The organism is Cellulomonas biazotea, from assembly GCF_004306155.1.
Taxonomy (GTDB): domain Bacteria; phylum Actinomycetota; class Actinomycetes; order Actinomycetales; family Cellulomonadaceae; genus Cellulomonas; species Cellulomonas biazotea.
On record NZ_BIMR01000083.1, the window covers coordinates 1 to 24253 of the forward strand.

General features: G+C 73.1%; 18 protein-coding genes. 17 read left to right on the forward strand and 1 reads right to left on the reverse strand.

What is annotated here, in order from left to right:
• The 7 genes from CBZ_RS06915 to CBZ_RS06945 form a co-directional block, all read left to right on the forward strand.
• Positions 1–1058 (forward strand): LacI family DNA-binding transcriptional regulator (locus CBZ_RS06915; RefSeq protein ID WP_307720746.1); only part of this gene is annotated, 1058 nt, incomplete at its 5' end.
• Between the two features lie 180 nt (positions 1059–1238).
• The gene (locus CBZ_RS06920) at positions 1239–2837 is read left to right on the forward strand and encodes a xylulokinase (protein WP_130780848.1); all 1599 of its coding nucleotides are present in this window, start codon (positions 1239–1241) and stop codon (positions 2835–2837) included.
• Between the two features lie 75 nt (positions 2838–2912).
• A complete protein-coding gene (locus CBZ_RS06925) occupies positions 2913–3683 on the forward strand; it encodes an L-ribulose-5-phosphate 4-epimerase (protein ID WP_130780849.1) in 771 nt (256 codons plus the stop codon).
• Positions 3680–5188, forward strand: coding sequence for an L-arabinose isomerase (gene araA, locus CBZ_RS06930; protein WP_130780850.1), 1509 nt, complete (start codon positions 3680–3682; stop codon positions 5186–5188). Before CBZ_RS06925 ends, araA begins: the two co-directional genes overlap by 4 nt.
• A 231-nt stretch (positions 5189–5419) precedes the next feature.
• Positions 5420–5614, forward strand: coding sequence for a YciI family protein (locus CBZ_RS06935; protein WP_130780851.1), 195 nt, complete (start codon positions 5420–5422; stop codon positions 5612–5614).
• A 100-nt stretch (positions 5615–5714) separates the two neighbouring features.
• Positions 5715–6239, forward strand: coding sequence for a GNAT family N-acetyltransferase (locus tag CBZ_RS06940; protein ID WP_218022723.1), 525 nt, complete (start codon positions 5715–5717; stop codon positions 6237–6239).
• A 63-nt stretch (positions 6240–6302) separates the two neighbouring features.
• Positions 6303–7100 carry a putative protein N(5)-glutamine methyltransferase gene (locus tag CBZ_RS06945; protein WP_130780852.1) on the forward strand — a complete coding sequence of 266 codons (798 nt, stop codon included), beginning with the start codon at positions 6303–6305 and terminating at the stop codon, positions 7098–7100.
• Between the two features lie 20 nt (positions 7101–7120).
• Here CBZ_RS06945 and CBZ_RS06950 read toward each other — a convergent pair whose 3' ends face one another.
• A complete protein-coding gene (locus tag CBZ_RS06950; RefSeq protein ID WP_130780853.1) occupies positions 7121–7525 on the reverse strand; it encodes a DoxX family protein in 405 nt (134 codons plus the stop codon).
• A 174-nt stretch (positions 7526–7699) separates the two neighbouring features.
• Between CBZ_RS06950 and CBZ_RS06955 the strand changes: the two genes are divergently transcribed.
• From CBZ_RS06955 to CBZ_RS07000, 10 genes are all read left to right on the forward strand, one after another.
• Entirely contained in the window at positions 7700–8719 is a 1020-nt protein-coding gene (locus tag CBZ_RS06955; protein WP_130780854.1) for a LacI family DNA-binding transcriptional regulator, read from the forward strand.
• Between the two features lie 116 nt (positions 8720–8835).
• A complete protein-coding gene (locus tag CBZ_RS06960; RefSeq protein ID WP_130780855.1) occupies positions 8836–10209 on the forward strand; it encodes an ABC transporter substrate-binding protein in 1374 nt (457 codons plus the stop codon).
• 67 nt (positions 10210–10276) lie between these two features.
• Positions 10277–11218 carry a carbohydrate ABC transporter permease gene (locus CBZ_RS06965; RefSeq protein ID WP_130780856.1) on the forward strand — a complete coding sequence of 314 codons (942 nt, stop codon included), beginning with the start codon at positions 10277–10279 and terminating at the stop codon, positions 11216–11218.
• Complete coding sequence (locus CBZ_RS06970) at positions 11215–12162, forward strand: carbohydrate ABC transporter permease (protein ID WP_130780857.1); 948 nt, start codon at positions 11215–11217, stop codon at positions 12160–12162. Before CBZ_RS06965 ends, CBZ_RS06970 begins: the two co-directional genes overlap by 4 nt.
• A 56-nt stretch (positions 12163–12218) precedes the next feature.
• The gene (locus CBZ_RS06975) at positions 12219–14462 is read left to right on the forward strand and encodes a beta-galactosidase (protein ID WP_130780858.1); all 2244 of its coding nucleotides are present in this window, start codon (positions 12219–12221) and stop codon (positions 14460–14462) included.
• A gap of 384 nt (positions 14463–14846) precedes the next feature.
• Positions 14847–15857, forward strand: coding sequence for an ABC transporter substrate-binding protein (locus CBZ_RS06980; protein WP_130780859.1), 1011 nt, complete (start codon positions 14847–14849; stop codon positions 15855–15857).
• Between the two features lie 118 nt (positions 15858–15975).
• The gene (locus CBZ_RS06985; protein ID WP_130780860.1) at positions 15976–17640 is read left to right on the forward strand and encodes a sugar ABC transporter ATP-binding protein; all 1665 of its coding nucleotides are present in this window, start codon (positions 15976–15978) and stop codon (positions 17638–17640) included.
• Entirely contained in the window at positions 17637–18674 is a 1038-nt protein-coding gene (locus CBZ_RS06990) for an ABC transporter permease (protein WP_130780861.1), read from the forward strand. The genes CBZ_RS06985 and CBZ_RS06990 overlap by 4 nt, the downstream gene beginning before the upstream one ends.
• Complete coding sequence (yjfF, locus tag CBZ_RS06995) at positions 18674–19696, forward strand: galactofuranose ABC transporter, permease protein YjfF (RefSeq protein ID WP_130780862.1); 1023 nt, start codon at positions 18674–18676, stop codon at positions 19694–19696. The genes CBZ_RS06990 and yjfF overlap by 1 nt, the downstream gene beginning before the upstream one ends.
• Before the next feature lie 149 nt (positions 19697–19845).
• On the forward strand, positions 19846–24216 hold the full coding sequence (locus CBZ_RS07000) for an alpha-L-arabinofuranosidase family protein (RefSeq protein WP_165446686.1): 4371 nt from the start codon (positions 19846–19848) through the stop codon (positions 24214–24216).
• The last annotated feature ends 37 nt before the right edge of the window (positions 24217–24253 follow it).

Sequence of the window (24253 nt, forward strand, 5' to 3'; positions counted from 1 at the left end):
CGCCCGGGCCGGGCGGGGCGGGTGCCGCCGCGCCTGCGCGCAACGGGTCGCCGGCGGGCCGTCCGCCCGCGATGAGCGACGTCGCCGCGCGGGCGGGGGTGTCGCACCAGACCGTGTCGCGCGTGCTCAACGACCACCCGTCGGTCCGCCCGGAGACCCGCGACCGGGTGCTGGAGGCGATCGCCGCGCTCGGCTACCGCCGCAACAGCGCCGCGCGCGCCCTGGTGACACGCCGGACGGGGACCGTCGGGGTCGTCACGCCGGCGACGGCGCTGTACGGGCCGACGAGCACGCTGGTCGGTGTCGAGGAGGCGGCCCGGGTCGCGGGCTGGTTCGTGTCGGTCGCGACGCTGCGGCAGTTCGACGGCGACGCGATGCACCGGGCGTTCGAGCACTTCCTGGGTCAGGGCGTCGACGGGGTCGCGATCATCGCGCCGACGGTCCGGGCGGTCGACGTGCTCGCGGCGCTCGACTCGCCGGTGCCGGTGGTCGTGGTGTCGTCGGCGGCGGACGTCCCGTCGGTCCCGCACCTGCACGCGGTCGGGGTGGACCAGCAGCAGGGGGCGCGGCTCGCGACGGGTCACCTGCTGGGGTCGGGTGCGTCATCGGTGCTCCACGTGGCGGGTCCGCAGGACTGGTTCGACGCGCAGGACCGGCTCGTGGGGTGGCGCGCGGAGTGCGCCGCGGCGGGTGTCGACGTGCCGGAGCCGGTGGTCGTCGGCTGGGCGGCGTCGGACGGCTACGCGGTGGGTCGCCGGCTGGTGCGGGACGGTCTGCCGCCGGCGGTGTTCGCGGCGAACGACCAGCTCGCGCTGGGTCTGCTGCACGCGTTCTGGGAGGCGGGCGTGCGGGTGCCGGAGGACGTCGCGGTCGTGGGCTTCGACGACGAGGTCGGCTCGGCGCACTACGTGCCGCCGCTGACGACGGTCCGGCAGGACTTCGGTGCGCTGGGCGGCCTGGCGATCGACACGCTGGAGGTCGCGATGGCGGGCGGCGACCCGGGGCACCGGCACCTGCCGGCGGAGCTGGTGGTCCGCGCGAGCTCGCGCCGCCCGTGACCGGGGCGGGCCGACCGACCGGCCGGGGCCCTGACCTCGGGAGGTCGGCGACCTAGGACCGACGGTGGACCGGACGCCCGATGTGAGCGCTAACATTGGCTCGGTCCCGGCGATCGTCGGGCCGTCCCAGACAGCCTCCGGAGCCCCGGAGGGCAGCGCAGCGACGAAGGAGCCGCGACGATGACGGTCGACCCCACCCAGGTCCGTGAGGCGATCACCGCGGGCCGCACGACCCTCGGCATCGAGCTCGGCTCGACCCGCATCAAGGCCTGCCTCATCGGCCCCGACGGCGCCCCCGTCGCGGGCGGCAGCCACGAGTGGGAGAACCAGTTCGTCGACCGCACGTGGACGTACTCGCTCGACGCGGTGTGGGCGGGGCTGCAGGCCTCGTACGCCGACCTGCTGGCCGACGTCCAGCAGAAGTACGGCGTGCAGCCCACGACGTTCACCGCGGTCGGCGTCTCGGCGATGATGCACGGCTACCTCGCGTTCGACGCGGACGGCGAGCTCCTCGTCCCGTTCCGCACGTGGCGCAACACGAGCACCGAGCGCGCCGCGACCGCGCTGACCGGCCTGTTCGGCCACAACATCCCGCTGCGCTGGTCGATCGCGCACCTCTACCAGGCCGTCCTCGACGACGAGCCCCACGTCCCGCAGGTCGCGTTCCTCACGACGCTCGCCGGGTACGTGCACTGGCGCCTCACGGGCAGCAAGGTGCTCGGCGTCGGCGACGCGTCGGGCGTCTTCCCCATCGACCCCGCGACGCGCGACTACGACGCGCGCATGGTCGCCCAGTTCGACGAGCTCGTCGGCGAGAGCCGGCCCGGGCTGCGCCTCGCCGACGTCCTGCCCGAGGTGCTCGTCGCCGGCCGCGAGGCCGGACGGCTCACCGACGAGGGCGCCGCGCTGCTCGACCCGTCGGGCACGCTGCGCCCCGGCATCCCGTTCTGCCCGCCCGAGGGCGACGCCGGTACCGGCATGGTCGCGACCAACGCCGTCGCCCCGCGCACCGGCAACGTCAGCGTCGGGACCAGCATCTTCGCGATGATCGTGCTCGAGAAGGCGCTCGAGCGCGTGCACACGGAGATCGACCTCGTGACGACCCCCGCGGGCGACCTCGTCGCGATGGTGCACTGCAACAACGGCGCCAGCGAGCTCGGCACGTGGGCCGGCGTGTTCCACCAGTTCGCGACCGCGCTGGGCAGCGACGCCGACGCCGACGCCGTGTTCGGCGTGCTCCTGCGGTCCGCGCTCGAGGGCGACGCCGACGGCGGCGGCCTGCTCGCCTACAACTACCTGTCGGGCGAGCCCATCACCGGCCTGGCCGAGGGGCGGCCGCTGTTCGTCCGCACCCCCGACAGCCGCCTCACGCTCGCCAACTTCGTCCGCACGCAGGTCTACGGCGCGTTCGGCACGCTCAGCCTCGGCATGCGGCTGCTCGCCGAGGAGGGCGTCGAGGTCGACGCGCTGTTCGCGCACGGCGGCCTGTTCCGCACCGCGGGCGTCGCGCAGCGCCTGCTCGCCGCCGCCGTGGGCGCGCCCGTCGCCGTCGGGAGCGCCGCGAGCGAGGGCGGCGCGTGGGGCATCGCGGTGCTCGCCGCGTACCTCGACGCCGCCGACGAGCTCGACCTCGGCACCTACCTGTCGACGCGCGTCTTCGGCGACGCGCAGGTCGACGCCGTCGAGCCCGACGCGGACGACGTCGCCGGGTTCGGCACCTGGCTCCAGCGGTACACCGCGGGCCTCGCCGTCGAGCAGGCCGCGGCCGACGCCGTCTGACGCCCCACCACACACCCGTACACCCGTTCACCCGCACACCCGCACGCACGACGACCGGAGCAGGAGCGACACCCGATGACCACGACCCTCGACGAGTACCCGGACGAGGTCCGCGCCGCCGTCGCCGCCACGCGCGAGGTCGTCGCGCGCCTGCACGCCGAGCTGCCCCGCTGGGGCCTGGTCGTGTGGACCGCCGGCAACGTCTCGCAGCGCGTCGTCGTCGACCCGCAGGCCGGTCCGGGGGCGGGCGACCTGTTCGTCATCAAGCCGTCGGGCGTGACGTACGACGAGCTCACCCCGGAGTCGATGGTCGTCTGCGACCTCGACGGGAACCTCGTCGACGGCACCCGTGCCCCGTCGTCCGACACCGCGGCGCACGCCTACGTCTACACGCACATGAGCGAGGTCGGCGGCGTCGTGCACACGCACTCGACGTACGCGACCGCCTGGGCGGCGCGCGCCGAGCCGGTGCCCTGCGTGCTGACGATGATGGCCGACGAGTTCGGCGGCGACATCCCGATCGGCCCGTTCGCGCTCATCGGCGACGACTCCATCGGGCGGGGGATCGTCGAGACGCTGCGCGAGTCGCGCAGCCCCGCCGTCCTCATGCGCAACCACGGGCCCTTCACGATCGGCCGCGACGGGAAGTCCGCCGTCAAGGCGGCCGTCATGGTCGAGGAGGTCGCACGGACCGTGCACATCTCCCGCCAGCTCGGCGAGCCGCTGCCCATCGCGCAGCACCACGTCGACTCGCTCTACGACCGCTACCAGAACGTCTACGGCCAGGGCACAGCCGCCCCGGCCACCCCCACCGACGACGAGAACGAGCAGGAGAACGCCCGATGACCAAGCCGTACGCCGACCGCGAGATCTGGTTCTTCACCGGCAGCCAGGACCTGTACGGGGAGGAGACCCTCCGCCAGGTCGCCGAGCAGTCGCAGGAGGTCGCGCGCCTGCTCGACGAGTCCGCCGCGGTGCCCGCGAAGGTCGTCTGGAAGCCCGTCCTCAAGGACTCCGCGGCGATCCGTCGCGCGGCCCTGGACGCGAACTCCGCCGACCACGTGCTCGGCGTCGTCGTCTGGATGCACACCTTCTCCCCGGCGAAGATGTGGATCGCGGGCCTGGACGCCCTGCGCAAGCCGCTCCTGCACCTGCACACGCAGGCCGACGTGGAGCTGCCGTGGGACACCATCGACATGGACTTCATGAACCTCAACCAGGCCGCCCACGGCGACCGCGAGTTCGGGTACATCGCGACGCGCCTCGGCACCGCGCGCAAGACGGTCGTCGGCCACGCGTCGAACCCGGCCGTGCAGGCGTCGGTCGGCACCTGGGCACGCGCCGCCGCGGGCTGGGCCGCGACGCACGAGCTGCGCCTCGCCCGGTTCGGCGACAACATGCGCAACGTCGCCGTGACCGAGGGCGACAAGACCGAGGCCGAGCTGCGGTTCGGCGTCTCCGTCAACACGTGGGGCGTGAACGACCTGGTCGCGGCCGTGGACGCCGTCGACGACGCCGCGGTCGACGCGCTCGTCGCCGAGTACGAGGACCTCTACGACGTCGTGCCCGAGCTCCGCGCGGGCGGCGACCGGCACGAGTCGCTGCGCTACGGCGCCCGCCAGGAGATCGCGCTCCGCACCTTCCTGGAGTCCGTCGGCGCGAAGGCGTTCACGACGAACTTCGAGGACCTCGGCGCGCTCAAGCAGCTCCCGGGCCTCGCCGTCCAGCGGCTCATGGCCGACGGCTACGGCTTCGGCGCCGAGGGCGACTGGAAGACCGCCGTCCTCGTCCGCGCCGCGAAGGTCATGGGCGAGGGGCTGCCCGGCGGGGCCTCGCTCATGGAGGACTACACCTACGACCTGACGCCCGGCGACGAGCGGATCCTCGGCGCGCACATGCTCGAGATCTGCCCGACGCTCACCACGTCGAAGCCGAAGCTCGAGATCCACCCGCTGGGCATCGGCGGCAAGGAGGACCCGGTCCGCCTGGTGTTCGACACCGACCCGGGCGTCGGCGTCGTCGTGTCGCTCGCCGACATGCGCGACCGGTTCCGCCTGACGGCGAACGTCGTCGACATCGTGCCGCCGACCGCCGCCCTGCCGAACCTGCCCGTCGCGCGTGCCGTCTGGCAGCCCCGCCCCGACTTCCGCACCTCCGCGGAGGCGTGGCTGACCGCGGGCGGCGCGCACCACACGGTGCTCTCGACCGCCGTCGGCATCGAGGTGTTCGAGGACTTCGCCGAGATCGCCCGCACCGAGCTCCTCGTCATCGACGAGGCGACGACCCGCCGCGGCTTCCGCGAGCAGGTCCGCTGGAACCAGGCGTACTGGCGGCTCGCGCAGGGGCTGTGACTCCCACCCCCTGACGCCCCGCCGGCGCCGGACGTCGGACGGCGCGCGGCTCCGCACCGCGCGCCGACCCGGCAGCGTCCCCGCGAGGACGCCCCACGGACGGGCCCGACACTCCACGGTCGGGCCCGTCCGTGCGCGTCCCGGGGTGGAACACCGGCGCGGACCGCGGTGTTCTCCGAGTGACGGGCCCGGCGTGAAGGCGCGGGCCGCGACCGAGCGGAGGGTGCACCCATGGGCGAGGCAGAGGTCACGACGACGGTGGACCTCGACGACCCCCGCACGCTGATCGAGTTCAGCGTCCTGCTGGCGAGCGGACGCCTCGCGGGCCGGAAGTTCGCCTCGCGCGCCGACGCCGAGGCGTGGGCCCGCGCCGACGAGGGCGACCAGGTCGTCGAGTACAACCTCGTCTGCGAGTGCGCGGTCTGACCTGGCTCGGGCCCGTGCGCGTCGCGACCCGGGCGGACCGGCCTCGCCGGCGCCGGACCGGCCGCCCGGGCGGTGGAGCGCGCGGGTAGGGTCGCGGCCCGTGACGACGACGCTCTCCGCCGGCGCGGTGCTCCGGCCGGCCCGACCGGGTGACGAGCCCGGCATCCTCGCCTGCATCCGCGAGCTCGCGGAGTACGAGCGCGAGCCCGACGCGGTCGAGACGACCGAGGCGGACCTCACGGCGGCCTTGTTCGGCGACGCCCCGGCCGTGTTCGCGCACGTCGTCGAGCGGGACGGCGCAGTCGTCGGCATCGCGGTGTGGTTCCTCAGCTACTCCACGTGGACCGGCCGGCACGGGATCTACCTGGAGGACCTGTACGTCCGAGCCGACCAGCGCGGCCACGGCTACGGCCAGGCCCTGCTGCGGAACCTGGCGGCGACCGCCGTGGAGCGCGGGTACGCCCGCGTCGACTGGGCGGTCCTCGACTGGAACGCGCCGTCGATCGCGTTCTACCGCTCGCTCGGCGCGTCGCCGATGGACGACTGGACGGGCTACCGGCTCACCGGCGACGCGCTGGCGACCGTCGGTGCCCGGGCCGGCACGGACGGCGCCACCGGCCGCTGACGCGCGGCACGCCCGAGCGGATTCGCGTCGCACGTGCGGTCGCGGCGGGCGTAGGTTCCCGACGTGCTCCCCGACGTCCCGACCCTCGCCGCGCGCCTGCGCGCCGCCGGCTGCGTGTTCGCGGAGGAGGAGGCGGCCCTGCTGCTCGACGCCGCCGCCGACGCGGCCGCCCTCGAGCCGCTGGTGGTCCGCCGGGTGGCGGGGGAGCCGTTGGAGCAGGTGCTCGGCTGGGCGGAGTTCTGCGGGCTGCGAGTGCTGGTCGCGCCGACGGTGTTCGTCCCGCGCCGCCGCACGGAGGTCCTGGTGCGGGAGGCCGTGGCGCTCGCGCCGGGTCGTGGGGCGGTCGTCGTGGACCTGTGCTGCGGGACGGGCGCGGTGGGGCTCGCGGTGGTGTCGTCGCTGGTGGACGCGGTCCTGGTCGCGGTCGACGTGGACCCGGCGGCGGTGGACGTCGCGCGTCGCAACCTCGACCCGGTGGGCGGGGTGGCGCTGGTGGGCGACGTGGACGCGCCGCTGCCGGAGCACCTGCGGGGCCGGGTGGACGTGCTGACGGCCAACGCGCCGTACGTGCCGTCGGACGAGGTGCGGCTCATGCCGCCGGAGGCCCGGGACCACGAGGCGCTGGTGGCGCTCGACGGGGGTGCGGACGGGTTGGACGTGCAGCGGCGCGTGGCTGCTGCCGCGCCGCGGTGGCTGCGGCCGGGCGGGCACCTGCTGATCGAGACGAGCGTGCGTCAGGCGCCGGCGACGGCGGACGCGATGACGGCGGCGGGGCTGCGGCCCCGGGTCGTCGAGGACGACGAGGTCGGGGCGACGGTCGTTGTCGGCCGCTGGGACGGGGCAGTCGACGGCCGCACGTGAGGCGGCGCCGGCGGCCGGGACTACCGCCGCACCGACCGCTCCGCCGACCGGCTGACGGCGACCGCCCAGGCGACGAGCGGCACCTGCAGCGGCAGGCGCCCCCACGCGACGGCGGGCTTCCGTGACCAGTGGCGTGCCCCGTGGTGCGACCGTAGGGCCATCGTGACGTTGCCGGGGAAGACGCCGACGAGCAGCGCGGCGGATGCGAGGCCGCCGACGCGGCGCGTGGCGGGGACGGTGAGGGCTGCGGCGCACGCGAGCTCGGCGACGCCGCTGCCGAGGACCCAGGGCTCGGGGTCGCCGAGCGCGCGGGGGATCAGCGGCGTGAAGATCGCGGGCCGGCGCAGGTGCAGGACGCCCGCGGTCCCGAGCACGGCGGCGAGGGCGAGGGCGGGTCCGTGGCGGCGGACGGCGGCGGGCAGCATGGCGTCACGGTAGGCCTCGGGGGGCGTCGTCGCCGCGCGCGCGACCGTACGAGGGGGTGGGAGCGCGTGCACCGTCGCATCGATGCGCAACTGTGATCCACGCCACTTGACTACGTAGTCATGCAGTGGTTTGACTACGTAGTCATCGGGCAGAGCCGACCGAAGGGACGAACCGTGGCCGTGGACCGAGCCGTCGTGGCGATGGATGTCGCCCGCGTCGCAGGCGTCTCCCAGAAGACCGTCTCCCGCGTCATCAACGGCGACCCTCACGTCCGCCCCGAGGTCCGCGAGCGCGTCCGCGCCGCCGCCACCCAGCTCGGCTACCGGCCCAACCGCGCCGCCCGTCAGCTCGTCTCCGGGCGCAGCCGCACGATCGGCGTCCTGTCCGTCGGGTCGACCGACTTCGGGCCCGCGTCGCTCATGGTCGGGATCGAGCACGCGATCCGGTCCGCCGGGTACGCGATGTCGGTCGTCAACACCCTGGAGGGCGACCCCGAGAGCATCACGGGCTCGCTGCAGGACCTCGTCGACCAGGGCGTCGACGGCGTCGCGGTCAACGAGCCGGTCGGCGTCTTCACGCTCGACCCCGCCGTGATCGGCGACCTGCCGATCCTCAGCCTGTCCGGCCGGTACGGGATCTCGACGAACGAGATCATGGTCGACGCCGACCAGGCGACCGGCGCGCGCGCCGCGACCGAGCACCTGCTCGGGCTCGGCCACCGCACCGTCCACCACGTCGCGGGTCCGTCGGGCTGGCGCTCGGCCGGGCTGCGCGTCGACGGCTGGCGCGACGCGCTCGTGCGAGCGGGCGCCCCCGTGCCCGAGCCGCTGTTCGGCGACTGGAGCGCCCCCTCGGGCTACGCGCAGGGGCAGCGCCTCGCGGCCGACCCGGACGTCACGGCGGTCTTCGTCGCGAACGACCACATGGCGATCGGCGTCCTGCGGGCCTTCGCCGACGCGGGCCGTCAGGTCCCGGGCGACGTGTCGGTCGTCGGCTTCGACGACATCCCCGAGTCGGCGTACCTCACGAGCGCCCTCACGACGATCCGCCAGGACCTCGGCCACCTGGCGTCCTTCGGCGTCCGGCTCCTCGTCGACGCCATCGAGAACCCGCGGCGGCAGGACCGTCGCGAGCACGTCCCGGTCGAGCTCGTGGTCCGGGAGACGACCGCAGCACCCCGCGGGAGGCGATGACCCCCCACCTGCACGCCGACGGGCCCTCCAGCGGCCCGCCCGGGCGACCCGCACCGATCGCGGCGGGTCGCGACGCACCCACCGGAGCAGCACGACCCTCTACGAAGGAGTGGAGCATGTCGAGGACGATCACGTGGCGGCGCAAGGCCGCCGCACTCACCGCAGGCGTCGGCGTGGCAGCGCTGGCCCTGACCGCCTGCAGCGGAGGCGGTGGCGACACCGCCGAGGAGACCACCGGGCCCGTCAGCCAGGCCGACATCGACGAGGCGATGCAGACGCCGACCGAGCTCGTGTTCTGGACCTGGGTCCCGGACATCGAGAAGGAGGTCGCGCTGTTCGAGGCGGCCTACCCGGCGATCGACGTCAAGGTCGTCAACGTCGGCCAGGGCGCCGACCACTACCAGAAGATGCGCAGCGCGCTGGAGGCCGGCGAGGGCGCGCCCGACGTCGCGCAGGTCGAGTTCCAGCACCTGCAGTCGTTCGCGCTGGGCGACAACCTGCTCGACCTCACGTCGTACCTCCCCGAGGACGTCAGCGGCGACTACGTCGACTGGATCTGGGAGCAGGTGCTGTCGACCGACGGCGAGAAGGTGTGGGGCGTCCCGCAGGACTCGGGCCCGATGGGTCTGCTGTACCGCGACGACATCCTCGCCGCGCACGGCATCGAGGTCCCGACGACGTGGGACGCGTTCGCGCAGGCCGCGACGGACCTGCACGCGGCCGACCCGAACGTGTACCTGACGAACCTGCCCGGCAACGACATGGGCCAGTTCACGGCGCTGCTGTGGCAGGCCGGTGCGCGGCCGTTCGGGTTCGACGGCGACCAGACGGTCACGATCGACCTCATGTCGGACGAGGCCACCCAGGTCGCGCAGTACTGGGGCGACCTCATCGCGGCGGACGCCGTCTCGGTCGACCCCGACTTCACCGACCCCTGGTACCAGGGCCTCGCGAACGGCAAGTACGCGTCGTGGGTCGCGGCCGCGTGGGGACCGGTCTTCCTGCAGGGCACGGCGGAGAACACGTCGGGCCTGTGGCGGGCCGCGAAGAGCCCGCAGTGGGCCGAGGGCGACGACGTGTCGGCCAACTGGGGCGGGTCGTCGGACGCCGTCATGGCGAGCACCAAGAACCCGATCGCCGCGTCGCAGCTCGCGCTGTGGATCAACAACGACAAGGAGTCGGCGATGACCATGGCGACCGAGCAGTTCCTGTTCCCGACGACGAACGAGGTGCTCGAGGACCCGGCCTGGGCCGACGAGGCGTCCGAGTTCTACGGCGGCCAGCAGGTGAACAAGCTGTTCGCGGAGATCTCCGGGACGGTCGAGGCCGACTTCGGCTGGCTGCCGTTCATGGACTACGCGTACTCCGCGGGTGAGCAGACCGTCGGCAAGGCCATCGCCGACAAGACCGACCTCGTCGAGGCCATGCAGGCCTGGCAGGACGCGCTCGTCACGTACGCCGAGCAGCAGGGCTTCACCGTCGCCGACTGAGGACCGCCGCCCCCGCGGTGCTCCGCACACCGCGGGGGCGGCGCCTCCCCGAACCCGGGAGTCCACCATGACCACCGACGTCTCGACCTCGCGCGCGCCGACCCCGGCCCGCCCGCACCGGCGCCCGTCGCCGATGCGCCGCAAGGAGAACGCGACGGCGTACCTGCTCATCTCGCCGTTCGTCGTGATCTTCCTGCTGTTCCTCATCGTCCCGCTCGTGTACGCGGGCTACCTCAGCATGTTCCGCGAGCAGCTCGTCGGCGGGACGACGTTCATCGGGCTCGACAACTACGTGCGCGCCCTGCAGGACTCGTCGTTCCTGTCCGGTGTGGGCCGCATGACGATCGTGCTCGTCATCCAGGTGCCGATCATGCTCGGCCTGGCGCTGCTGTTCGCGCTGCTCCTCGACGCGGGCGTGCTGTACCTGCAGCGCTTCATCCGGCTCGGCATCTTCATCCCGTACGCCGTGCCGGGCGTCATCGCCGCCCTCATGTGGGGCTACCTGTACGGCCCGGACTTCGGGCCCACCGCGCAGATCGCGGACCGGCTCGGGACGACCGCGCCGCAGTTCCTGTCCTCGGACTGGATGCTCTTCTCGATCATGAACATCGTCACGTGGGAGTTCGTCGGCTACAACATGATCATCATGTACGCCGCCCTGCGGGCGGTCCCGGCCGAGCTGTACGACGCCGCGTCGGTCGACGGTGCGGGCCCGGTCCGCACGGCGTGGAGCATCAAGATCCCCGCGATCCGCGCGGCGATCCTGCTGACGCTGATCTTCTCGGTCATCGGCACGTTCCAGCTGTTCACCGAGCCGAACCTGCTGGCGAACCTCGCGCCGAACGTCATCGGCGTCGACTACACGCCGAACCTCTACGCGTACAACCTCTCGTTCATCAACCGTGACCTCAACTACGCCGCGGCCATCGCGTTCCTGCTGGGCATCGTCATCATGACGGTCTCCTACGTGGTCCAGCTCTCCGCGCAGCGCAAGGAGCGTGCCCGATGACGACCACGACCCCCGACGTCCGGGCCGCCGCCGGTCCCGACCCCGTCGTCCCTGCCGTGCCGCGGCGACGCGGGAGGGCTCGCACGCACTCGAGCGACCAGCCGCGGCGCAGCCGGCTGCTCACCGTCGTCATGCTGCTCGTGCTGCTGTACTTCCTGCTGCCGCTGTTCTGGCTGTTCGTCGCGTCGACCAAGTCGAACGCCGACCTGTTCTCGACGTTCGGCCTGTGGTTCGCCGACTCGTCGTCGCTGTGGGCCAACATCACGACGGTCTTCACGACGCAGGACGGCATCTACCTGGTGTGGCTGCGGAACACGGTCGTGTACGCGCTGTCGAGCGCGATCGGTGCGGCGCTGCTCGCCACCATGGCGGGGTACGCGTTCGCGAAGTACCGGTTCCCGGGCGGCAACGCGATCTTCGGCGGCATCCTCGGGTCGATCATGGTCCCGACGACGGCCCTCGCGATCCCGACCTACCTGCTGTTCGCCAAGGCGGGCCTGGTCAACACCCCGTGGGCGGTCATCCTGCCGTCGCTCGTCAGCCCGTTCGGCGTGTACCTCATGCGCGTGTACGCGGCCGACGCGGTCGACGACACCCTCATCGAGGCGGCCCGCGTCGACGGCGCGGGGGAGCTGCGGATCTTCTTCCAGGTCGCGATGCGGCTGCTCGTGCCCGGCATGGTCACGGTGCTGCTGTTCACGCTGGTCGCGACGTGGAACAACTACTTCCTGCCGCTCATCGTGCTCAACAGCACCGACCTGTTCCCGCTGACCGTCGGCCTCGCGCAGTGGCAGGCGACCGCGGCGGGCGGCTCGGGCTCGCGCCCGCTGTTCTCCGCGATCATCACCGGCTCGGCGATCTCGATCATCCCGCTGGTCATCGCGTTCCTGTTCCTGCAGCGCTACTGGCAGTCCGGCCTGGCCACGGGCTCCGTGAAGGGCTGACCACCGCCCGCGCGCCCCCTCGCACGACCCGCCCGACCCCTGCCGAGGAGATCCTCATGCCCGTCCAGCACGCCCGTGTGCGCTTCGGCGCCGCGTACTACCACGAGTACCACGGCCCCGGCGCCGACCCCACCCCCGACGACCTCGAGCGTGACCTCGACCTCATGGTGGCCGCCGGCTTCTCGGTGATCCGCGTCGGGGAGTCCGTGTGGTCGACGTGGGAGCCGTCCGACGGCGTCTTCGACCTCGACTGGCTGCAGCCGGTGCTCGACGGCGCGCACGCCCGCGGCATCGACGTCGTGCTCGGCACCCCGACGTACGCGGTGCCGCCGTGGCTGGTCCGCCGGTACCCGGAGATCGCGGGCGAGAACGCGACGGGCCGGCCGATGGGGTGGGGCGCGCGGCAGGAGGCCGACTTCACGCACCCGGTGTTCCGCTGGTACGCGGAGCGCGTGCTGCGCCGGATCGTCGAGCGCTACCGCGACCACCCGGCCGTCGTCGGCTGGCAGGTCGACAACGAGCCGGGCCTGCACCTGCTGCACAACCGCGGCGTGTTCGAGCGGTTCGTCGACCACCTGAAGGACACGTACGGCGACGTCGAGACGCTCAACCGCGAGTGGGGCCTCGTCTACTGGTCGCACCGCCTGTCGACGTGGGCGGACCTGTGGACCCCCGACGGCAACGCCCAGCCGCAGTACGACCTGGCGTGGCGCCGGTTCCAGGCGTCGCTGACGACCGAGATGATCGACTGGCAGGCCCGCGCCGTGCGCGCGCTCGCGCGGCCCGAGCAGTGGGTGACGACGTGCATCGCCTACGAGCGGCCCGCCCTGGAGGACGCCGACCTGGCCTCCGTCCTCGACGTGACCAGCGGCAACGCGTACTACACGATGCAGGACGGCCTCGCGCACCCGTCGTCGGACGTCGTGCCGCAGTCGTGGACCGCGACCGGCACGTGGGCGCTGTTCCAGGTCGCCGACGTCATGTGGTCGAGCCGTGACGAGCCGTTCCTCGTCACCGAGACCGACGCGCAGGCCATCGGCGGCCCGTCGACGAACCTGCCCGCCTACCCGGGGCAGTGGCGGCAGTCCGCCTGGGCGCTCGTGGCGCGCGGCGCCCGGATGGTCGAGTACTGGCACTGGCGCACGCTGCACTACGGAGCCGAGACGTACTGGGGCGGCGTCCTGCCGCACAGCGGCGTCCCGGGCCGCGCGTACCGGGAGATCGCCGGGCTCGGTGCCGAGCTCGCGCGCGCCGGCGACGTCCTGGCCGACGCGACGCCCGACGCCGACGTCGCGATCTGGCACGCCGGGTCGAGCCGCTGGGCGCTCGCGGGACAGCCGCCGCTGCAGACCGCGTCCGGCGACGGCGACCCGCTGTCGTACCCGCGCATCGTCGCGGCGTTCTATCGCGGGGCGTTCGACGCGGGGCTGCAGGTGCGGGTCGTCCGGCCGCAGCACCTCGCGTCCGAGGACCCCGCGGCCGCGGCCGCGCGCCTGCCCGTGCTGGTCGCCGCCGCGTTCTACGCCGCGTCCGACGACGAGCTCGACTGGCTGCGGCGCTACGCCGAGGCCGGCGGGCACCTGGTCGTCGGCCCGCGCACCGGGTACGCCGACACGGAGGCGCGTCCCCGCACGACCCCGCAGCCCGGCGGCCTGTCGGACGCCGCGGGCGCCTGGTACGACGAGATCGCCAACCTGCCCGCCCCGGTCCCGGTGGTCGCCCCCGACGGCTCCCCGCTCGACCTGGCCGACGACGCCACGGCCACGGCCTGGGCGGAGAGCCTGACCACCGGCGCGCCCCCCGCGAGGTCGGTACTCCCGTCCGAGATCGGTACCTCCAGGTCACGATCTCGGACGGACGTCACGACCTCGGCGCCGGACGCCGCCGCGACGGTGCTCGCCGCGTACGACCATCCCCACCACGGCCGATGGGCCGCCGCGACGACGCGGGCGTACGGCGACGGGCGGGTGACCGTCGTCGGGACCGTGCCGGGGCCGTCGTTCGCCCGGTCGCTGTCCCGCTGGCTCGTGCCGCAGCCGCTCGCGGGCTGGGCCGACCTGCCGCTCTCGGTCACGGTGCACACCTCGACCCGCCCCGACGGGTCTCGCGTCCACGTCCTGCACAACTGGTCGTGGGAGCCCGTGGACGTCGTCGCCCCGGTGGACCTCGACGTGCTGGTCACGGCCCGGGGTGACCGCCCGGCCGACCCGCCGCCCGCCGACGCCCCGGGCGACCCGCTCGACGCGGGGACGACGGTCCACCTCGGCCCGTGGGACGTCCTGGTGGCGACCACCCGCTGACCGCCGGGCCCGGCGGCTCACACGTCCCTGCCAAGACCGTCGACCCCGTCATGACGACCGGCTCCACCGCTGAGCGGTCGTCATGACGGGGTCGACGTGCTGATGACGGGCGTCGAGCGCGCGGCGGTGACGGACGGCAGGGCGGGGGCGGGGCTCGGCGAGGGCCCGGCGGGGGCCGAAAGTTCTTTCGGGCGTGACCGGATCGCAACCAAACAGGTGTCCCACTCGTCCGATGTGAACGCTAACATCGCGCTTGACCGTTGGGTCGGGAACCTCCCGGAAGGGGTGTTCCCGCCCCGTCCCAGCGAGACCGGGACGTGCACGACCGCGGTCCGGCCACCGGCGGCCGGTCCACGTGAGGTGGGTTTCTCAAGGAGGAGAAGCATGGCCAGCACGACGTTCCACAAGCGCGCGATCACGGCAGGCATCGCCGCCCTGGTGCTCGGGCTGTCGGCCTGCGCCGGCGGCGACGGGGACAGCACGGGCGACTCGACGGGCGACAGCGGCGGCGGGGGCGGCGACCTCATCAGCGTCGGCTTCGCGCAGGTCGGCGCAGAGTCCGGGTGGCGCACCGCCAACACCACGTCCATCAAGGACGCGCTCACGCAGGAGAACGGGTTCGACCTCAAGTTCTCCGACGCCCAGCAGAAGCAGGAGAACCAGATCCAGGCGATCCGCTCCTACATCGCCCAGGGCGTCGACTACATCGCGTTCTCGCCCGTCGTCGAGTCCGGCTGGGACGCCGTGCTCGAGGAGGCCAAGACCGCGAACATCCCCGTCATCCTCACCGACCGCGCGGTCGACACGGAGGACGAGTCGCTCTACGTGACGTTCATCGGGTCGGACTTCGTCGAGGAGGGCCGCCGCATCGGGGCGTACGTCTCCGAGACGCTCGGCACCGAGCCGATCAAGGTCGTCGAGCTGCAGGGCACCACGGGCTCGGCCCCCGCGATCGACCGCAAGACGGGCTTCGAGGACGCGACGAAGGACAACCCGAACGTCGAGATCATCGCCTCGCAGACCGGCAACTTCACGCGGGCCGAGGGCAAGACGGTCATGGAGGGCTTCCTGCAGGCCTACCCGGACATCGACGTCGTGTACGCCCACAACGACGACATGGGCCTCGGCGCGATCGAGGCGATCGAGGCGGCCGGCAAGGTGCCCGGCCAGGACATCAAGGTCGTGACGATCGACGGCGTCAAGGACGGCATGCAGGCGCTCGCCGACGGCAAGATCACCTACATCGTCGAGTGCAACCCGCTGCTCGGCCCGGACCTCGCCGACATCATCAAGACGCTCGACGAGGGCGGCACGGTCGAGAAGCGCATCGTCACGAAGGACGAGGAGTTCGACCAGGAGGCGGCCATCGCGGCGCTGCCGGACCGGCAGTACTGATCCGACGCCCCCAGCCCGCTCCCGGGTCCACGACGCCGTCGCACCGTCGGCGCCGTGACCCGGGAGCGGGTGCCGCTCGCCGGTACCGTGAGGTCACCGGCAGGTAGAGAGGTCGACGATGACCGACACCCAGACGGCGACAGGGACGGTGACCCTCGACGAGGCCCGTCCGGTCGTCACCATGACGGGGATCTCCATCGGTTTCCCCGGAGTCAAGGCGCTCGACGGGGTGGACTTCCGCCTCTTCCCGGGCGAGGTGCACGCCCTCATGGGCGAGAACGGCGCCGGCAAGTCCACGCTCATCAAGGCGCTGACCGGCGTGTACCAGGTCGACGCGGGGACGGTCGAGGTCGACGGTGCGCCCGTGACGTTCACCGGGCCCGCGCAGGCGCAGGCCGCGGGCATCAGCACCGTGTACCAAGAGGTCAACCTCTGCGACAACCTGTCGGTCGCGGAGAACATCATGCTCGGCCACGAGGTGCGCCGGTTCGGCGTCGTCGACTGGCCCGCGACGCGGCGCGCGGCGCGCGAGCACCTGCGCACGCTCGACCTGGACCTCGACCCGCGCTCGCAGCTCTCGTCGCACTCGCTCGCGGTGCAGCAGCTCGTGGCGATCTCCCGCGCGATGGTCGTCGACGCGCGCGTCCTCGTCCTCGACGAGCCGACGTCGAGCCTCGACGCCGACGAGGTCGCGCGCCTGTTCGACGTCGTGCGCGGCCTGCGGGACCGGGGCGTCGCGATCCTGTTCGTGTCGCACTTCCTCGAGCAGGTGTACGCGCTGTCGGACCGCATGACGGTCCTGCGCAACGGCACGCTCGTGGGGGAGTACCGCACGGCGGACCTGCCGCGCGTCGAGCTCGTGCAGAAGATGATCGGCCGCTCGCTCGAGGTCCTGGAGCGGCTGGAGGAGTCGCCGAAGCCGGTCATCGCGGCGCGCGACGACACCCGCCCGTACCTGCAGGCCCTCGGCCTGGGGCGCAAGGGGTCGATCGAGCCGTTCGACCTCGACGTGTACGCGGGGGAGGTCGTCGGCCTCGCCGGGCTGCTGGGCTCGGGCCGCACCGAGCTCGCCCGCCTGCTGTACGGCGCGGACCACGCGGACCGCGGCGAGGTGCGCGTCGAGGGGAAGCCCGTCCGGCTGCGCACGCCCCGCGCGGCGCTGGGGCACAAGATCGTCTACTCCTCGGAGAGCCGCAAGACCGAGGGGATCATCGCCGACCTGACGGTCCGGGAGAACATCGTCCTGGGCCTGCAGGCCGAGCGCGGGTGGCTGCGGCGCGTGCCGCGGCGCAAGGCCGACGAGGTCGTCGCGACGTACGTCGAGGCGCTCGGCATCCGCCCCGCGAACCCCGACGCGATGGCGGGCAACCTGTCGGGCGGCAACCAGCAGAAGGTGCTGCTGGCGCGCTGGCTCGCGACCCAGCCGCGGCTGCTGCTGCTCGACGAGCCGACGCGCGGCATCGACGTCGGCGCGAAGGCCGAGATCCAGCGGCTCGTCGCCGACCTCGCCGCGCAGGGCATGGCGGTCGTCTTCATCTCCGCCGAGCTCGAGGAGGTCCTGCGCCTGTCGCACCGGATCGCGGTGCTGCGGGACCGGCGCAAGGTCGCCGAGCTCGTCAACACCGACGACGTCACGACCGACGACGTCGTCGACCTCATCGCGAGCGCCGTCCCGGCCGACGCCCTGGCCGACGGCCCGGGCGCGGGCGGCACAGCAGCGACGACGGCCGACGTCGTCACGACCGAGGACGTCGACGTCCTGCGCAAGGGGGACCGCGCATGAACGCGCTGCAGACCGTCGTGCGGCACAGGCTGTTCTGGCCGCTCGTCGCGCTCCTCGTGCTCGTCGTCGCGAGCGCCCTGAAGTCCCCGACGTTCCTCGAGATCACGGTCCGCGACGGGCACCTGTTCGGCGGGCCGATCGACATCCTGCGGCGCAGCAGCGTGCTGCTGCTCGTGGCGCTCGGCATGACGCTCGTCATCGCGACGCGCGGCATCGACCTGTCGGTCGGCGCGGTCATGGCGATCGCCGGGGCCGTCGCGCTCACGCAGATCGCGGCCGCGCCCGACCCGGGCTCGCTCACGACGGTCGTCTCCGCGATCGGTGCCGCGCTGGTGATCGCGCTGCTCATCGGCCTGTTCAACGGGTTCCTGGTAGCCGTGGTCGGGATCCAGCCCATCATCGCGACGCTCGTGCTCATGACGGCCGGGCGGGGCATCGCGATGCTCATCACGGGCGGCAACATCACGACCGTCACGAGCCAGCCGTTCAAGACGCTCGCGTCGGGCTACTGGCTCTCGCTGCCCGTGGCCGCGCTCATCGCGGGCGCGTTCTTCGTGGCGACGGCGCTGGTCACGCGGCGCACGGCGCTCGGGGTGCTCATCGAGTCGGTCGGCATCAACCCGTCGGCGAGCCGGCTGGCGGGGGTGCGGGCCCGGACGATCATCTGGACCGTCTACGTGGTGTGCGCGCTGTTCGCGTGCGTCGCGGGGTTCATCCGCAGCGCCGACACGATGGCGGCCGACGCGAACAACATCGGCCTGTTCATCGAGCTCGACGCGATCCTCGCCGTCGTCATCGGCGGCACGTCGCTCGCGGGCGGCAAGTTCTCGCTCACGGGGACGCTCGTCGGGACGCTCGTCATCACGACGCTCACGCTGTCGATCACGATCCTCGGCATCCCGGCCAACGCGGTGTCGCTGTTCAAGGCCCTCGTCGTCATCGCGGTCTGCCTGCTGCAGTCGCCGGTCGTGCAGCACAGGATGCGCGCCCGACGACGCCGGACCGCTCCCGTCCCGGTGGAGGTGCCCGCCTGATGGCCACGGACCAGCTCACGCACGAGGTGCGCGGCGCGACCGCGACCGGCGGCCGGACCTCGCGCCGGTGGCGGCTCGACGACCGGTACCTGCCGGTCCTCGGCACGCTCGTCGTGCTCGTCGCGATGCTCGCGATCGGCGGCAGCCGCTACGAGAACTTCCTCACGGGGCGGGTCCTCGCGAACCTGCTCATCAACAACTCGTTCCTCGTCGTCCTCGCGGTCGGCATGACGTTCGTCATCCTCACGGGCGGCATCGACCTGTCGGTCGGCGCGGTCGTGGCGCTGTCGACGTGCGTGTCGGCGTGGATGCTCACGCACGGCTGGCCGGCGGTCGTCGCGATCCCCGCGGCGGTGCTGGTCGGGACGGTGATCGGGCTCGCGGTCGGCGTCATGGTCCACGTGTTCGAGATACAACCGTTCATCGCGACGCTGGCCGCGATGTTCCTCGCGCGCGGCCTGTGCTACCTGGTCGCGCCGGAGTCGATCCCGATCACGGACCCGACGATCGTCGCGCTCGCCCGCACGCGGTGGGGCACGGAGGACGGCCTCGTCCTGACGCCGAGCGGCCTCATCGCGCTCGTCGTGGTCGCGGCCGCGTTCGTGCTGCTGCACTACACGCGGTTCGGGCGCACGGTGTACGCGATCGGTGGCGGCGAGCAGTCGGCGCGGCTCATGGGCCTGCCCGTGGCCCGCACCAAGGTGCTCGTGTACGTCATCAGCGGCACGTGCGCGGGGCTCGGCGGGCTGCTGTTCTCGATCTTCTCCCGGTCGGGCTACGCGCTGACGGGCGTCGGCATGGAGCTCGACGCGATCGCCGCGGTCGTCATCGGCGGCACGCTGCTCACGGGCGGGTCCGGCTTCGTGCTCGGGTCGGTGCTGGGCGTGCTCGTGCTCGGCCTCATCCAGACGGCCATCACCTTCGAGGGCACCCTCTCGTCGTGGTGGACGAAGATCGTGATCGGCGGGCTGCTGCTCGTCTTCGTCGTCCTCCAGCGCCTGCTGGCGCTGCGTCGCACCTGACGGTCGCGCCCCCGCGGGGCACCCGGTGGCAGCCGGGTCCGCGGGGGCGCGCCGTCGTGCCCGGACCCGTACGGAAGGAGACCTCCCGCACGACGCCCGCACCACGGGCCCCACCCCTCTTCGGTTCGCACCCGCAGGATGGAGCACTCGTGATCGTCGCACCGTCGCGACCCCTCGGTCGCTCGAACGCCCGGCACTTCACCCGACGTCATCCGGTCGCCGCCGTCGCGGTCACCGCTCTCGCGCTCCTGGCCACGGGCCTGGTCGCCGTCCCGTCGCAAGCCGCCCCCGAGGCGGTCGAGACCTGGACCGACGACTTCGCGGACGCGACGCTCGACGCCCGCTGGGACGTCGTCAACCCGTCGCCCGACCACTGGTCGCTGACCCGCAACCCGGGGGGTCTGACGCTCGCGGCGCAGCCGGGCGACACGTGGCAGACCGCCAACAGCGCGAAGAACGTCTTCCTCGTCGGCGTGCCCGACGGCGACTTCACGGTGTCCGCGACGGTCGACGCGACGGTCGCGAAGGTCTACCAGGGCGCGGGCCTGGTCGCGTGGCAGGACATGGACAACTACGTCCGGTCGGGCCTGACGTTCGTCGGCGGGCTGACGCCGTCGGGCGTCGCGGTCGAGAACGACGTGGAGACCGCCGGGTCGTTCCGGGCCGCGGACTTCGAGGACCGGCCCGGGTCGACGGGGGAGCGGCTTCGGCTGGCCCGCACGGGCGACACGGTCACGACGAGCGTGTGGGACGGCGCCGCGTGGGCGGTGACGAGCAGCGTCGACGTGACCTTCCCGATGACGCACGTGGGCCTGTACGCGCTGGCCGCGCAGGACGGCACGTCGTTCGACGCGGTGTTCGACGACGTCGAGGTGACGCACCCGCCGGGCGCGGACGTCGTGCCCGAGGGGACGTTCACGCTGCGCGCGCCGGGAGACGCCCGGTACCTGGTGGTCGACGACGAGCACCGGCTCGCGGTCGCGGAGCAGCGGCCCCCGAGCACGCTCGCGCTGACGGCCACGGCGGTCGGGGACGGCACGGTGACGCTCGCGGCCGGGGACGCCCCGGTCGTCGTGCGCGGCGGCGTGCTGGCGGTGGGCGACGCGTCCGACGAGCCCGCGGTGCTGCGGCTGACCGACGCGGGCGGCGGGGCCGTCGTGCTGAGGTCCGGCGACGCGTTCACGGGGGTCGTCGACGGCGTCCTCACGCTGGGCGGCGAGGCCGCGGCGACGCGGTTCGTCGTCGAGCCGGTGTCGCTCACCGAGGGGTCGAGCCTGACGGTCGACGGCGACGCGACGTCGGTGGAGATGTCGGACGACCTGTACGGGATCTTCTACGAGGACATCAACTACGCCGCGGACGGCGGCCTGTACGCCGAGCTCGTGCGCAACCGGTCCTTCGAGTTCAGCACCGCGGACAACGCGTCCTTCACGGCCCTGACGGCGTGGGACGTCCTGGACCGCAGCGGCGCCGGGACGACCGTGACCACCTCGGCCGACGACGGCCGGCTCAACCCGTCCAACCGCACCTACGCGCGCCTGACCGCCGCCGCAGCCGGTGACGGCCTGCGCAACGCGGGCTACGCGACCGGCATCGCGGTGGCCGACGGCGCCACGTACGACGCGTCGGTGTGGGCCGCGACGGCCACGCCGCAGACGCTGACCGTCGCGCTCGAGCGGGCCGACGGCACGCGGATCGGGTCCGGGACGCTCGACGTCCCCGGCGACGACACGTGGGCCGAGCACACCGTCCGGATCACCGCGACGGCGACCACCGACGCGGCACGCCTGGTCGTCCTCGCCGGCGCCCCGTCGACCGTCCGACTCGACCAGGTGTCCCTGTTCCCGACCGACACGTGGGTGGGCCCGGTCAACGGCCCGTCCGTGCTGCGCAAGGACCTCGCGGAGAAGATCGCGGCGCTGGAGCCGCAGTTCCTGCGGTTCCCCGGCGGCTGCGTGACGAACGTCGGCACGTTCCGCACCTACGAGGAGTCCGGGTACACCGACCGGCGCCGCACGTACCAGTGGAAGGAGACGCTCGGGCCGGTCGAGGAGCGCGCGACCAACTGGAACTTCTGGGGCTACAACCAGTCGTACGGCATCGGCTACCTGGAGTACTTCCTGTTCGCGGAGGACCTCGGCGCGACCGCGCTGCCGGTCCTGTCCGTCGGCGCCAACGGGTGCGGCTCGACGATCCCCGAGATGACGGACCCGGCGATGATCGACCGCTGGGTCGACGACACGGTCGACCTCATCGAGTTCGCCAACGGCGACGTCACGACCGAGTGGGGCGCCGTGCGCGCGTCGCTCGGCCACCCCGAGCCGTTCGGGCTGCGGTACATCGGCCTCGGCAACGAGGAGAACACGACGACGTTCGAGGCGAACTTCCCGGTGTTCCGCGACGCGATCGAGGCGCGGTACCCCGACGTCACGGTCATCTCGAACTCCGGCCCCGACGACACGGGCGCGCGGTTCGACGCCCTGTGGCAGTTCAACCGCGAGCAGGGCGTCGCGATGGTCGACGAGCACTACTACAACGACCCGTCGTGGTTCCTCACGAACACCGACCGGTACGACTCGTACGACCGCAACGGGCCGCACGTGTTCCTCGGCGAGTACGCGTCGCGCGGCAACGCGTGGTGGAACGCGCTCGCGGAGGCCGCGTACATGACGGGCCTGGAACGCAACTCCGACCTCGTCGAGCTCGCGTCGTACGCGCCGCTGCTGGCCAACGACTCGTACGTGCAGTGGTCGCCCGACGCGATCTGGTTCGACAACGACCAGTCGTGGGGCTCGCCGTCGTACTACGTGCAGCAGCTCTTCTCGACGAACGTCGGCGACCAGGTCGTCCCGTCGACGTTCGCCGGACCCGTCGTCGTCCCGCCGGACCTGTCGGGCGGCGTCTTCCTGTCGACGTGGGCCACCGCGGCCGCGTACGACGACGTCACGGTCACCGCGGCGGACGGGGACGTCCTGTTCGAGGACGACTTCGCCGACGCCGACGGCTGGGAGCCGCAGGCCGGCACGTGGGCCGCCACCGGCGGCGAGTACGTGCAGACCAGCACGACCGCGACCGACGCCCGGACGGTGCCCACGGGCGCGTACGACGTCGACTGGTCGAACTACACGCTCGAGCTCGACGCCCGCAAGACCGCCGGCTCCGAGGGCTTCCTCGTCGGGTTCGCCGCGGGGGCGCCGGACAGCTTCCTGTGGTGGAACCTGGGCGGCTGGAACAACACCCGGCAGGCCCTGGAGAAGGCCGACGGCGGCCGTCAGGGCGAGGTCAAGGCCGTCGAGGGCCACAGCATCGAGACGGGCCGCGACTACCACCTGACGATCGAGGTGCGGGGCCGGACCGTGCGGCTGCTGCTCGACGGCGTGCTCCAGATGGAGTACACCGACGACGTCGCGACGACCGACGTCCACCAGGTCGTCACGCGCGACGCCGGCACGGGCGACCTGGTCGCCAAGCTCGTCAACACCTCGGCGTCCACGCACCGCACCGCGGTGCACGTCGACGACGTCGGCATCGAGCCGACGGGCACGGCCACGGAGATCGTCGCGCGGCCCGCCGACACCAACACCAAGTCGGCCCCGCGGGCCGTCGTGCCCGTCGAGCGTGAGCTCACCGGGCTGTCGTCGGACTTCACGTACGACCTGCCGCCGTACTCGGTGACGTTCCTGCGGCTGCACCCGGCCGACGCGACACCGCCGGGCATCGACACCGTCACGGTCACGCCCGAGCCCGTGAACGGCTGGCACGCGCAGCCCGTCACGGTCACGGCGACCGCGTCCGACGACCGCGGCGTGACGCTGCTGGAGACGTCCGTCGACGGCGGTCCGTGGACCCCGTCGCCCGACCCGGCGACGGTGACCGTGCAGGTCAGCGGGGACGGTCAGCACGAGGTGCGGGTCCGGGCGACCGACGCCGCGGGCAATGTCTCGGCCGTCCGGCCGGTGACGTTCGGCATCGACGCGACGGCCCCGGTCACCACCGCGGCCGTCGACGCCGCCGCCCGCACCGTCACCCTCACCGCGACCGACGTCGGGGCAGGCGTCGACCGCACCGAGGTCCGGGTCGGCGACGGCGCGTGGACGCCCTACACCGCGCCCGTCACCGTCGGCGCCGGGGCGACGGCCGTCGCGTTCCGCTCGGTCGACCGCCTCGGCAACGTCGAGGCGGACCGGTCGGTGACCGTCCCCGCCGCGCTGCGGGCCAGCCGGACGACCGCCGTCGCGGTGCCGCCCGTCGTGCCGAAGGGCGTCACGCCGTACGTCCTCGCGGCCGTCACTCCCGCCGCACCGCCATGGCTGACCGGACCGCCGCCCGGCGGCACGGTCACGGTGCTGCGCGGCACCCAGACCGTCGGCACCGCGACCCTGACCCTGGGCACCGCCCTGGTCCGCGTCACGGGCGCCCTGCCGGCGGGCAAGCACGAGCTGACCGTCCGCTACGGCGGCGACGCACGGTTCGCGCCGTCGTCGACCACGGTCCGCGTGACCGTCGTCGGGAGAAGCTGACCCGACGACCTCGGCCGGCTCCCTGCACCGGCCATCC

Bases quoted from the DNA above. Each gene is read 5' to 3' on its own strand.
- CBZ_RS06920 (WP_130780848.1), top strand. From the start codon at position 1,239: ATGACGGTCGACCCCACCCAGGTCCGTGAGGCGATCACCGCGGGCCGC.
- CBZ_RS06925 (WP_130780849.1), top strand. From the start codon at position 2,913: ATGACCACGACCCTCGACGAGTACCCGGACGAGGTCCGCGCCGCCGTC.
- araA (WP_130780850.1), top strand. From the start codon at position 3,680: ATGACCAAGCCGTACGCCGACCGCGAGATCTGGTTCTTCACCGGCAGC.
- CBZ_RS06935 (WP_130780851.1), top strand. From the start codon at position 5,420: ATGGGCGAGGCAGAGGTCACGACGACGGTGGACCTCGACGACCCCCGC.
- CBZ_RS06950 (WP_130780853.1), bottom strand. From the start codon at position 7,525: ATGCTGCCCGCCGCCGTCCGCCGCCACGGACCCGCCCTCGCCCTCGCC.
- CBZ_RS06960 (WP_130780855.1), top strand. From the start codon at position 8,836: ATGTCGAGGACGATCACGTGGCGGCGCAAGGCCGCCGCACTCACCGCA.
- CBZ_RS06965 (WP_130780856.1), top strand. From the start codon at position 10,277: ATGACCACCGACGTCTCGACCTCGCGCGCGCCGACCCCGGCCCGCCCG.
- CBZ_RS06970 (WP_130780857.1), top strand. From the start codon at position 11,215: ATGACGACCACGACCCCCGACGTCCGGGCCGCCGCCGGTCCCGACCCC.
- CBZ_RS06975 (WP_130780858.1), top strand. From the start codon at position 12,219: ATGCCCGTCCAGCACGCCCGTGTGCGCTTCGGCGCCGCGTACTACCAC.
- CBZ_RS06980 (WP_130780859.1), top strand. From the start codon at position 14,847: ATGGCCAGCACGACGTTCCACAAGCGCGCGATCACGGCAGGCATCGCC.
- CBZ_RS06985 (WP_130780860.1), top strand. From the start codon at position 15,976: ATGACCGACACCCAGACGGCGACAGGGACGGTGACCCTCGACGAGGCC.
- CBZ_RS06990 (WP_130780861.1), top strand. From the start codon at position 17,637: ATGAACGCGCTGCAGACCGTCGTGCGGCACAGGCTGTTCTGGCCGCTC.
- yjfF (WP_130780862.1), top strand. From the start codon at position 18,674: ATGGCCACGGACCAGCTCACGCACGAGGTGCGCGGCGCGACCGCGACC.